Origin of the sequence: Polaromonas sp., from assembly GCF_030682935.1 — a bacterium.
Lineage (GTDB): Bacteria > Pseudomonadota > Gammaproteobacteria > Burkholderiales > Burkholderiaceae_C > Polaromonas.
The window spans coordinates 1-11,600 of record NZ_JAUXNA010000046.1 but is presented as its reverse complement, the minus strand read 5'-3'; the positions used below and the strand labels follow the sequence as shown (position 1 = coordinate 11,600).

General features: G+C 58.9%; 13 protein-coding genes and 1 tRNA gene. All 14 read left to right on the top strand.

All coding sequences use genetic code 11. The features are described 5' to 3' along the window. Window positions 1–559 (top strand): S1 RNA-binding domain-containing protein (locus Q8K05_RS01670; protein WP_305244814.1); only part of this gene is annotated, 559 nt, incomplete at its 5' end. An 85-nt stretch (window positions 560–644) separates the two neighbouring features. Beyond that, complete coding sequence (locus Q8K05_RS01665; RefSeq protein ID WP_305244813.1) at window positions 645–1,631, top strand: NAD(P)H-quinone oxidoreductase; 987 nt, start codon at window positions 645–647, stop codon at window positions 1,629–1,631. 23 nt (window positions 1,632–1,654) lie between these two features. After that, window positions 1,655–2,416: a triose-phosphate isomerase gene (gene tpiA / locus Q8K05_RS01660; RefSeq protein WP_305244812.1), complete on the top strand. Its 762-nt coding sequence runs from the start codon at window positions 1,655–1,657 to the stop codon at window positions 2,414–2,416. Window positions 2,417–2,449: 33 nt separating this feature from the next. Next, entirely contained in the window at window positions 2,450–2,851 is a 402-nt protein-coding gene (gene secG, locus Q8K05_RS01655) for a preprotein translocase subunit SecG (RefSeq protein ID WP_305244811.1), read from the top strand. A gap of 116 nt (window positions 2,852–2,967) precedes the next feature. After that, window positions 2,968–3,052: transfer RNA gene (locus Q8K05_RS01650), tRNA-Leu, on the top strand. Between the two features lie 113 nt (window positions 3,053–3,165). Further along, a complete protein-coding gene (locus tag Q8K05_RS01645; protein ID WP_293467301.1) occupies window positions 3,166–3,525 on the top strand; it encodes an NADH-quinone oxidoreductase subunit A in 360 nt (119 codons plus the stop codon). 38 nt (window positions 3,526–3,563) lie between these two features. After that, the gene (locus Q8K05_RS01640; protein WP_305244810.1) at window positions 3,564–4,043 is read left to right on the top strand and encodes an NADH-quinone oxidoreductase subunit B family protein; all 480 of its coding nucleotides are present in this window, start codon (window positions 3,564–3,566) and stop codon (window positions 4,041–4,043) included. After that, entirely contained in the window at window positions 4,043–4,663 is a 621-nt protein-coding gene (locus Q8K05_RS01635; protein ID WP_305244809.1) for an NADH-quinone oxidoreductase subunit C, read from the top strand. The genes Q8K05_RS01640 and Q8K05_RS01635 overlap by 1 nt, the downstream gene beginning before the upstream one ends. 34 nt (window positions 4,664–4,697) lie before the next feature. Next, window positions 4,698–5,951, top strand: coding sequence for an NADH-quinone oxidoreductase subunit D (locus tag Q8K05_RS01630; RefSeq protein WP_305244808.1), 1,254 nt, complete (start codon window positions 4,698–4,700; stop codon window positions 5,949–5,951). 17 nt (window positions 5,952–5,968) lie between these two features. Further along, the gene (nuoE, locus tag Q8K05_RS01625; protein ID WP_305244807.1) at window positions 5,969–6,463 is read left to right on the top strand and encodes an NADH-quinone oxidoreductase subunit NuoE; all 495 of its coding nucleotides are present in this window, start codon (window positions 5,969–5,971) and stop codon (window positions 6,461–6,463) included. Then, on the top strand, window positions 6,460–7,869 hold the full coding sequence (nuoF, locus tag Q8K05_RS01620; protein WP_305244806.1) for an NADH-quinone oxidoreductase subunit NuoF: 1,410 nt from the start codon (window positions 6,460–6,462) through the stop codon (window positions 7,867–7,869). The genes nuoE and nuoF overlap by 4 nt, the downstream gene beginning before the upstream one ends. 17 nt (window positions 7,870–7,886) lie before the next feature. Next, entirely contained in the window at window positions 7,887–10,031 is a 2,145-nt protein-coding gene (gene nuoG, locus Q8K05_RS01615; protein ID WP_305244805.1) for an NADH-quinone oxidoreductase subunit NuoG, read from the top strand. After that, the gene (gene nuoH / locus Q8K05_RS01610) at window positions 10,028–11,107 is read left to right on the top strand and encodes an NADH-quinone oxidoreductase subunit NuoH (RefSeq protein WP_305244804.1); all 1,080 of its coding nucleotides are present in this window, start codon (window positions 10,028–10,030) and stop codon (window positions 11,105–11,107) included. The genes nuoG and nuoH overlap by 4 nt, the downstream gene beginning before the upstream one ends. A 91-nt stretch (window positions 11,108–11,198) precedes the next feature. Continuing rightward, the coding region (gene nuoI, locus Q8K05_RS01605) for an NADH-quinone oxidoreductase subunit NuoI (protein WP_305244803.1) at window positions 11,199–11,600 on the top strand (402 nt) is incomplete at its 3' end.

The window sequence follows — 11,600 nt, the reverse complement described above, 5'->3', positions numbered from 1 at the left end:
CATGCAGGTCGCACTGGCCCAGGCCAAGGAAGCCCGCATGCACATTCTGGGCAAGATGCAGGAAGCCATGGGCGAAGCCAAGGCCGAAGTGTCTGACTTCGCGCCGCGCCTGTACGTCATGAAGATCAACCCCGAGAAAATCCGTGACGTGATCGGCAAGGGCGGCGCTGTCATTCGTGCGCTGACCGAAGAGACCGGCACCCAGATCAACATCGAGGAAGACGGCACCATCACGATCGCGTCGAACGACAGCGTCAAGGCCGACGAGGCCAAGCGCCGCATTGCCGAGATCACCGCTGAAGTCGAAATCGGCAAGATTTACGAAGGCGCGATCACCAAGATCCTGGACTTCGGCGCACTGGTCAACCTGATGCCGGGCAAAGACGGTCTGCTGCACATCAGCCAGATCGCGCATGAGCGTGTCGAGAAGGTCACCGACTACCTGACCGAAGGCCAGATCGTCAAGGTCAAGGTTCTGGAAACGGACGAAAAAGGCCGCGTCAAGTTGTCGATGAAGGTGTTGATGGACCGGCCTGCCCAAAATCAGGACCGCGCTTAATCAGCCTTTACGGCATATTGCTATTAATTTTGTAGCTGCTAGCGCCCGTGCAACGGGTGCTGGCGCTATAAATAGCTTAAAAATTATGAGAGTCATTGAAATTACCGCGTATGGTGCGCCCGACGTGCTGCAGCTCGGCGAGCGTGCTGCGCCTGTCCCGCTTGCGGGCGAGGTGCTGATTCGCGTGAGCGCCAGTGGCGTGAACCGGCCTGATGTGCTGCAGCGGACCGGCAACTACCCGGTGCCGCCTGGCGCGTCCGACATCCCGGGGCTGGAAGTCGCGGGCGAAATCATCGCCGGCGATGCCCAGGCCATGAAGGCGGCGGGTTTCAGGCTAGGTGACCATGTCTGCGCGCTGGTCGCTGGTGGCGGCTATGCCGAGTTGTGCGTGGCACCGGTCGGGCAGTGCCTGCCTGTGCCGCCTGGCCTGAGTGATTTGCAGGCCGCGTCTCTGCCGGAAACGTTTTTCACCGTCTGGAGCAACGTCTTTGAGCGGGCGCGCCTGCAAAAGGGCGAAACCCTGCTGATTCAGGGCGGTTCCAGCGGCATCGGTGTGACGGCGATCCAGATGGCCAAAGCGCTGGGTGCGACCGTGCTGGTAACGGCCGGCAGTGACGAGAAGTGCGCGGCCTGCCTGGCACTCGGTGCTGACCACGCGATCAATTACAAGACCCATGACTTTGCCGGGGAGGTCAAGAAGCTGACCCAGGGCCAGGGTGTTGACGTCATTCTCGATATGGTGGCGGGCAGTTATGTGGCGCGTGAAGTCGAATGCCTCGCCGAAGACGGCCGTCTGGTCATCATTGGGCTGCAGGGTGGCCTCAAGGCCGAGTTCAACGCGGGACTGGTGCTGCGCAAGCGGCTGACCATCACCGGTTCGACCTTGCGCCCGCGCTCGCTTGAATTCAAGACTGCCATTACGCAGGCCTTGAGGGAGAAAATCTGGCCGCTGCTGGCCAACGGTGCCATCAAGCCCGTGATCCATAGCGCTTTTGCGGCAGCCGATGCGGCCAAGGCACATGCGCTGATGGAGTCCAACCAGCACGTTGGGAAAATTGTTTTAACCTGGTAACTGGTGGGTCCTCAAAGAACAACATGAAAAAGCTGATCGCAGGAAACTGGAAAATGAATGGCAGCCTGGCTGCCAATGAAGCCTTGTTGGCAGCGCTGGCCCAAGGGCTGGCGGCGGCGCGTCCCGCTTGCGATGTCGTCGTGTGCGTGCCCGCACCCTATCTGGCGCAGGTCCAAACCCTGAAATCCGTCCATGCCAGCCTTTCTGTCATGGAGGTGGGCGCGCAGGATGTTTCGGCGCAAGCCTCGGGCGCCTACACCGGTGAAGTCAGTGCGGCCATGCTCAAGGACCTGGGGTGCCGCTATGTGATCGTGGGTCATTCCGAGCGCCGTCAGTACCACGGTGAATCCGATGCCCTGGTGGCCGACAAGGCCAAGGCCGCGCTGGCCTCGGGTATCACACCCATCGTTTGCGTTGGCGAGACCCTGGATGAACGCGAGGCCGGCCGCACCGAGGAGGTGGTCAAGCGCCAGCTGGCCGCCGTGATTCATGCCAACGGACACTGCATCAGTGAAATCGTGCTGGCCTACGAGCCCGTATGGGCCATAGGCACCGGCAAGACGGCCTCGCCAGAGGAAGCGCAAGTGGTTCATGCCGTGCTGCGGGCCCAACTCAAAGCCGCAACCGACCAGTCGGCGCGTGTGAAAATCCTGTACGGCGGCAGCATGAATGCGGCCAATGCAGCTACGCTGCTGGCTCAGCCCGATATTGACGGCGGCCTCATTGGCGGCGCATCGCTCAAAGCCGTGGATTTTTTGAAAATTATTGCTGCAGCCCAAGTTTGACGGGCGAAGCTTGCTATTAAATTAGGAGTAAATATGAACGTTGTATTGACCGCTGTCCTCGCTGTGCAAATGATCTCGGCGCTGGTCATGATTGGCCTGATTCTGGTGCAGCACGGCAAGGGCGCTGACATGGGTGCGGCATTTGGCAGTGGCGGTTCGGGCAGCCTGTTTGGCGCCACGGGCAGTGCCAACTTCTTGTCCCGCAGCACGGGCATTCTGGCCGCCATCTTTTTTGCCTGTACGCTGTTACTGGCTTACTTTGGCAACGCGCAACCGCGCACCGGCTCGAGTGTTCTGGAAGGTGCGGCTGTCACGGCACCGGCGCCCGACACGTCCGGCGCGGCTCAAATTCCTGGAACCGCAACGACCAGCGCGGCAGTGCCGGTGCCGCCTGCGCCCGCTGCATCCGGTGCAGGTCAAATCCCTGCGAAATAAGCTCATTTAGCACCTGCTTCCGGCCGGAAATGGGCTGATTTCAGGGTAAACTCAGAGTCTGTCTGGAGCGCTAAAAACCGAAAGGTTTCCTCATGCCATCCGGGCAGTTAAACATCGCGGACGTGGTGAAATTGGTAGACACGCTATCTTGAGGGGGTAGTGGCGAAAGCTGTGCGAGTTCGAGTCTCGCCGTCCGCACCAGATGAAAAGCATCGGCAGCAGCGCTCCGGCGATGCTGTCGGTTCAAACGGCAAACTGGTAGAAGCCGACATGGCAGTAATGCTCATGGCGGCTTTCCAGAAATTGAATCCACGATGAACCTTGATCAATACCTTCCTGTTTTCCTGTTTATTCTGGTCGGTGTCGGTGTTGGTGTGGTGCCCCAGGTCCTGGGGCGTTTGTTGGGCCCTGTGCGTCCCGACAGCGAAAAAAATTCCCCTTATGAGTGTGGCTTCGAGGCTTTCGAAGATGCCCGCATGAAATTCGATGTGCGCTACTACCTGGTAGCCATTCTCTTCATTATTTTTGACCTCGAAATCGCGTTTCTTTTCCCTTGGGCGGTTGCGCTCAAGGAAATCGGTGCGGTGGGTTTCTGGTCGGTCATGATTTTTCTGGGCATTCTGGTCGTGGGGTTTATCTACGAGTGGAAAAAAGGTGCGCTGGACTGGGAATAAAAAAGACCCCCGAGGGTTTTCGCCACAAAGGTACGGGTATGTCACTAGAAGGTGTTTTCAAAGAAGGCTTCATGACCACGAGTTACGACTCCGTGGTCAATTGGGCCAAGACCGGTTCGCTCTGGCCCATGACGTTTGGTTTGGCCTGTTGCGCTGTTGAAATGATGCATGCTGGCGCAGCGCGCTATGACCTGGATCGTTTTGGCATGCTGTTTCGTCCCAGTCCGCGCCAGTCCGACCTGATGATTGTTGCCGGTACGCTGTGCAACAAGATGGGTCCGGCCCTGCGCAAGGTCTATGACCAGATGTCCGAGCCGCGCTGGGTGCTGTCCATGGGCTCGTGCGCCAACGGCGGCGGTTATTACCATTACAGTTATTCCGTGGTGCGCGGCTGCGACCGCATCGTGCCGGTCGATGTCTACGTGCCGGGCTGCCCGCCCACCGCTGAAGCGTTGATGTACGGCATCATCCAGTTGCAGCAAAAAATCCGCCGAACCAACACGATTGCGAGGGCTTGATGCTGTCTTTCGCTCACTCATCCCCGGCTACTGCCGAGCAGATTGCCGATGCCGTGGCCGCAGCGCTGGGTGAAAAGGCTAAAAATGTGCGGGTCGCCTTCGGTGAAGTCACCGTGACCGTGGCCGCTGCTGACTACCGTGCGGCGGCTGTCTTGTTGCGTGATGCGGCGGCCTGCAAATTCGAGCAGCTGGTTGACCTTTGCGGGCTGGACTATTCCGGGTACAAGGACGGCCAGTACGAGGGTCTGCGTTACTGCGTCGCATCGCACCTGCTGTCGGTCAGCCTGAATCAGCGCGTTCGGCTCAAGGTGTTTTGCCCCGACGACGATTTCCCGGTTGTTGATTCACTCAACGACGTATGGAACTCCGTCAACTGGTTTGAGCGAGAGGCATTTGATCTTTACGGCATCGTCTTTGAAGGCCATAACGACCTGCGCCGCATCCTGACCGACTACGGTTTCATTGGCCATCCTTTCCGCAAGGATTTTCCGACGTCGGGCCACGTGGAAATGCGTTATGACGCCGAGCAAAGGCGCGTGATTTATCAGCCTGTCACCATCGAGCCCCGCGAAATTACGCCGCGCGTCATCCGCGAAGACAACTATGGTGGTCTTCAATAAATTGCCCCGGCAACAATGACGACATAGGTACGACATGGCTGAAATCAAAAACTACACGCTCAATTTTGGACCGCAGCATCCTGCGGCGCACGGTGTCTTGCGCCTGGTGCTGGAGCTCGACGGCGAGGTGATCCAGCGCGCTGACCCGCACATTGGTCTGTTGCACCGCGCCACCGAAAAACTGGCCGAAAGCAAAACCTATATCCAGTCGCTGCCTTATATGGACCGGCTCGATTACGTGTCGATGATGTCCAACGAGCACGCTTACTGCCTGGCCATCGAAAAACTGCTGGGTGTCGATGTCCCTGTCCGTGCCGAATACATCCGGGTGATGTATTCGGAAATCACGCGTTTGCTCAATCACTTGCTGTGGCTGGGTGCGCATGGTTTTGACTGCGGCGCGATGAACATCCTGATTTACTGCTTTCGCGAACGCGAAGCGCTGTTTGACATGTACGAGGCTGTGTCAGGGGCGCGCATGCACGCGGCGTACTTCCGTCCTGGCGGCGTCTACCGTGACCTGCCGGAAACCATGCCGCAGTACAAGATCAGCAAGGTCAAGAACGCCAAGGCGATTGAGGCGCTGAACGAGAACCGGCAAGGCTCGCTGCTCGATTTCATTGAAGACTTTGTGACCAAGTTCCCTGGGCTGGTTGACGAGTACGAGACGCTGCTCACGGACAACCGTATCTGGAAGCAGCGCACGGTCGGTGTCGGTGTGGTGTCGCCGGAGCGCGCACTCAACCTGGGCTTCACGGGCCCGATGCTCAGGGGTTCCGGCTTCGCGTGGGATTTGCGCAAACAGCAACCCTATTCGGTGTATGACCGCATGGACTTTGACATTCCAGTCGGCAAGACCGGCGACTGCTATGACCGCTACCTGGTCCGCATCGAAGAGATGCGTCAGTCCAACCGCATCATCAAGCAGTGCATTGACTGGCTGCGCGTCAACCCCGGCCCGGTGATCACGAGCAACCACAAAGTTGCTGCGCCTGACCGCGAATCGATGAAGTCCAACATGGAAGAGCTGATTCACCATTTCAAGCTTTTTACCGAAGGCTTCCATGTGCCCGAAGGCGAAGCCTACGCTGCAGTCGAGCATCCCAAAGGCGAGTTCGGTATTTACATCGTCAGCGATGGCGCCAACAAGCCTTACCGCCTGAAGATTCGTCCGCCCGGTTTCTCGCATCTGGCGGCCATGGATGAAATGTCGCGTGGCCACATGATTGCAGACGCCGTTGCCATCATCGGAACCATGGACATTGTGTTCGGTGAAATTGACCGCTAAATTCAATGAGTTCCTCCATGATTTCTGAACAAACCAAAGCGCGTTTTGAACGCGAAGTTGCCAAATACCCTGCGGACCAGCGGCAGTCGGCCGTCATGGCCTGTCTCACCATAGTCCAGGAAGAGAGGGGCTTTGTCAGTGCAGAAAGCGAGCAGCTGGTGGCCGACTACCTGGGCATGGCGCCGATTGCCGTGCATGAAGTCACCACCTTCTACAACATGTACAACCAGCAGCCGGTGGGCAAGTACAAGCTCAACGTGTGCACCAATCTGCCATGCCAGCTGCGTGATGGCACGAATGCGCTCAAGCATCTGGAGCATAAGTTGGGTATTGGAATGGGTGAAACCAGCGCCGATGGCTTGTTCACGCTGCAGCAATCCGAGTGCCTGGGGGCCTGTGCCGACTCCCCGGTCCTGCTGGTCAATGACTTCACGATGTGCAGCTTCATGAGCAACGAGAAACTGGACCAGCTCATTGATGGTCTCAAATCCGCCGAGGCAAAGCAACCATGACGCTTGCATTCAACGCGACCCATAACGCAGCCGCGCAGAGCGTGCTGTCGCAGTTCGCCGCTACCGGGGTACAAACCTCGTTCCATGGCCGTCACATCAATCCGCAGATCATGGCGGACCTGGACGGCACCAACTGGGACCTGAAAGGCTATGAAGGGCGCGGTGGCTATCAGGCGTTGCGCAAGATTCTGGCCCAGGACGGCGGCGAAGGCCTGACGCCCGACCAGGTGATTGCCGAGGTCAAGGCGGGCGGTCTGCGCGGCCGTGGCGGTGCGGGTTTCCCGACCGGACTCAAGTGGAGCTTCATGCCGCGCCAGTTCCCGGGCCAGAAATACCTGGTGTGCAATTCAGACGAAGGCGAGCCGGGCACCTGCAAAGACCGCGACATCATGCAGTACAACCCGCACAGCGTGATTGAAGGCATGGCGATCGCGGCTTACGCGATGGGCATCAGTGTGGGTTACAACTACATCCATGGCGAAATTTTTGCCACCTACCAGCGGTTTGAAGAAGCGCTGGACGAGGCCCGCGCCGCAGGCCTGATCGGCAACAATATTCTGGGTAGCAACTTCAGCTTTCAGCTCCATGCGTCACATGGTTTTGGCGCCTACATTTGCGGTGAAGAAACCGCCTTGCTGGAATCGCTGGAAGGCAAAAAAGGCCAGCCGCGCTTCAAGCCGCCGTTCCCTGCCAGTTTTGGTTTGTACGGCAAGCCCACCACGATCAACAACACTGAAACCTTCGCGGCCGTGCCGTGGATCATCCGCAATGGCGGTGCGGCCTACCTGGAATGCGGCAAGCCCAACAACGGTGGAACCAAGATTTATTCGGTCTCCGGTGACGTCGAGCTGCCTGGCAACTACGAAGTGCCCATGGGAACCCCCTTTTCGACGCTGCTGGCGCTGGCGGGTGGTGTTCGCAAGGGCCGCACGCTCAAGGCCGTCATTCCGGGCGGCTCCTCCTCTCCGGTATTGCCGGCCTCCATCATGATGGAGTGCACCATGGACTATGACTCGATCGCCAAGGCGGGCTCCATGCTTGGCTCCGGCGCCGTGATCGTCATGGATGACAGCCGCTGCATGGTCGAGTCGCTCAAGCGTCTGTCCTACTTTTACATGCACGAGTCCTGCGGGCAGTGCACACCGTGCCGCGAAGGCACGGGCTGGCTCTGGCGTGTCGTGGACCGCATCCACAACGGGAAGGGCCGTCAGGGCGACCTGGACTTGCTCAACTCAGTCGCAGACAACATCCAGGGCCGCACCATTTGCGCGCTGGGCGATGCCGCCGCCATGCCGGTGCGCGCCATGATCAAGCATTTCCGCCACGAGTTTGAGGCCATGATCAAACCACACGCCCCCCAAGTTGCAGCCCCTGAAGGCGCAGCGCAGGCCGCAAGCCACGCCTGATCGCGGAAAGAAAACATATGGTTGAAATAGAACTCGACGGCCAAAAAATGGAAGTGCTCGAAGGCAGCACGGTCATGCACGCGGCGGAAAAAGCGGGCACCTACATCCCGCATTTTTGCTACCACAAGAAGCTGAGCATTGCCGCGAATTGCCGCATGTGCCTGGTCGATGTGGAAAAAGCACCCAAGCCCATGCCAGCCTGCGCCACGCCGGTGACGCAGGGCATGATCGTGCACACCAAGAACGACAAAGCCATCAAGGCCCAAAAGGGCGTGATGGAGTTTTTGCTGATCAACCACCCGCTGGACTGCCCCATCTGCGACCAGGGCGGCGAGTGCCAGTTGCAGGATTTGGCCGTGGGCTACGGCGCCGGTGCGTCCCGCTACGAAGAAGAAAAACGCGTGGTGTTCCACAAGGACGTGGGGCCATTGATCTCCATGCAGGAGATGAGCCGTTGCATTCACTGCACCCGCTGCGTGCGCTTTGGCCAGGAAGTGGCCGGCGTGATGGAGTTGGGCATGTCGCACCGTGGCGAGCACGCCGAGATCGAAACCTTCGTTGGCATGTCGGTGGATTCCGAACTGTCGGGCAACATGATCGACATTTGCCCCGTGGGCGCGTTGACCAGCAAGCCTTTCCGCTACAGCGCCCGCACCTGGGCGTTGTCGCGCCGCAAGTCGGTCAGTCCGCACGATTCGACCGGTGCCAACCTGATTGTTCAGGTCAAGAACAACAAGGTCATGCGCGTGGTGCCACTGGAAAATGAAGACGTCAACGAGTGCTGGATTGCTGACCGCGACCGCTTCTCTTATGAAGCGCTGAACAGCGATGAGCGCCTGACCAGCCCCATGATCAAGCAGGGCGGTGAATGGAAGACCGTTGACTGGCAGACCGCGCTTGAATATGTCGCCAATGGCCTCAAGCAGATCAAGGCCGAGCATGGTGCTGACAGCATCGGCACCTTGGCCAGTCCGCACAGCACGCTGGAGGAGTTGTACCTGGCGGCAGCCCTGATGCGCGGCTTGGGCAGCGAGAATATTGATCACCGTTTGCGCCACGCAGAATTTCTGCCTTCGGCCTCCGTGCGCTGGCTGGGCACTTCCATCGCTTCGCTGTCAGAGCTGCAGCGCGTGCTCGTGGTCGGTTCCAATCTGCGCAAGGACCATCCGCTGTTTGCACAGCGTATTCGGCAGTCGGTCCGCAAGGGTTGCGCGCTAAGCGCTATTAATTCAGTAGCAGAGTTGAGTTCTGCTGATGCCTGGGCCATGCCGATCACCCATACCTTGCTGGCCGCGCCCGATGCATGGGTGCAGGGCTTGGCGGACGTAGCAGCCGCGATTGCGGTAGAAAAAGGTGTGTCTGCACCGGCCGCGGGCCAAGCCACCAATGATGCGAAGGCGATTGCAACCTCCCTGCTGGGTGGCGAGCGCAAAGCCATCCTGCTGGGCAATGCTGCAGCCCACCATGCCAGTGCTTCCAGTCTGCTGGCATTGGCCAACTGGATTGGCGTGCAAACCGGTGCGAGCGTTGGCTACCTGACAGAAGCAGCCAATACCGTGGGGGCCCAGCTGGCCGGTGCTTTGCCGGGCGACAAGGGTCTTCATGCCGGCCAGATGCTGGATGGCCGACTGAAAGCTGTCCTGTTGTTGAACAATGAACCCGAATTTGATTCGGCCAAAGGCGCGTCCGCCAGGACTTCGCTGAATGCGATCCAGATGGTCGTGACGCTGAGTCCTTTCAAATCCAACATGAGCTTTAGCGACGTGTTGCTGCCGATTGCCCCTTTCACGGAGACACCCGGTACGTTTGTGAATGCCGAAGGCCGCGTGCAGGGCTTTCATGCCGTTGTCAAACCTTTGGGTGACACGCGGCCAGCGTGGAAAGTATTGCGCGTGCTGGCGAATCTGCTGGGTCTGCCCGGCTTTGACTTTGAATCCTCGCAGGATGTCCTCAGGCAGATACCGGGGGCTGAATCGACGCACGTGCCGGCTGACAAGCTGGTTAACGCGACCGATGCCCGTATCAACCTGGTATCCGTTGCGGGCCAGGCGCCTGCCGTTGCCCGCATTTACCAGCTTGACGGACTCGTCAGGCGTGCACCCTCGCTGCAGCTGACGGCAGATGCCCGGCAGGCCGCGCACCTTGAAGGAGTCGGCGCATGATTGATGCAGTCTACGGTTTCGGCCAGGGCTTGATGGGTGGTATCTGGCCGGCGACGGTCTGGCCTGTCCTGTGGGTGCTGATCAAGATTGTTTGCGTCTTGCTGCCGCTGATGGGCTGCGTTGCTTATCTCACGCTGTGGGAACGCAAGGCGATTGGTTTCACCCAAATCCGGCTGGGCCCCAACCGCGTGGGCCCGTTTGGCCTGCTGCAGCCGATTGCGGATGCGCTCAAACTGCTGACCAAGGAGATCATCATCCCCACGGCCGCCAGCAAGGGCTTGTTTGTGCTGGGTCCGATCATGACCATCATGCCGGCCCTGGCGGCATGGGCTGTCATTCCTTTTGGCCCTGACGTTGCACTGGCCAACATCAACGCCGGCTTGCTGTTTTTGATGGCTATCACCTCGCTGGAGGTCTATGGCGTGATCATTGCTGGCTGGGCTTCCAACTCCAAGTATGCGTTTCTGGGCGCCATGCGGGCTTCGGCCCAAATGGTGAGCTATGAAATTGCCATGGGCTTTTGCCTGGTGGTGGTGCTCATGGTGTCGGCCAGCCTGAACATGACCGATATCGTCATGAGCCAGGGCAAAGGCATGGCTGCCAGCGCAGGGTTGAACTTCCTGTCCTGGAACTGGTTGCCTTTGTTGCCCATTTTCGTGGTGTATTTCATCTCCAGTCTGGCCGAGACCAACCGTCACCCGTTTGACGTGGTGGAAGGCGAGTCCGAGATCGTGGCAGGCCACATGGTGGAGTACTCCGGCATGGCTTTCGCCATGTTCTTCCTGGCCGAATATGCCAACATGATTCTGGTGTCGGTGCTGTGCGTCATTCTGTTCCTGGGTGGCTGGTTGCCCCCGATCGACAGCGCATTCTTCAACTGGATTCCAGGCTGGATCTGGCTGGGCATCAAATCGTTTGTCGTGGTCACGATATTCCTGTGGGTGCGCGCCACCTTCCCACGCTTCCGTTACGACCAGATCATGCGTCTGGGCTGGAAGATATTCATTCCCGTGACCCTGGTCTGGCTGGTGGTCGTCGGGGCCTGGATGCAGACCCCTTACAACATCTGGAACTAGGCGGACCACTCATGAACCCGCACGCTCATATTTATTCGCTGCCTCCTGAGGGGGCACGGCCTCCTTTGAGGCGGTTTGGCAGGAGGACATCATGTCTGCAGTAGCGTCCGTCAAGGATTTTGTTTCAAGCTTCATGTTGACCGAGCTGTTCAAGGGCATGGCCCTGACCGGCAAGTACATGTTCAAGCGCAAGATCACTATCCAGTTCCCCGAAGAGAAAACCCCGCTAAGCCCGCGTTTTCGCGGTTTGCACGCCCTGCGCCGCTATGAAAACGGCGAAGAACGCTGCATTGCCTGCAAGCTCTGCGAGGCCGTATGTCCGGCGATGGCCATCACCATTGAATCCGACGTACGCGAAGACGGCAGCCGCCGCACTTCGCGCTATGACATCGACCTGACCAAGTGCATTTTTTGCGGCTTCTGCGAAGAGAGCTGCCCGGTTGATTCGATTGTCGAGACCCATATTTTTGAATACCACGGTGAAAAGCGCGGT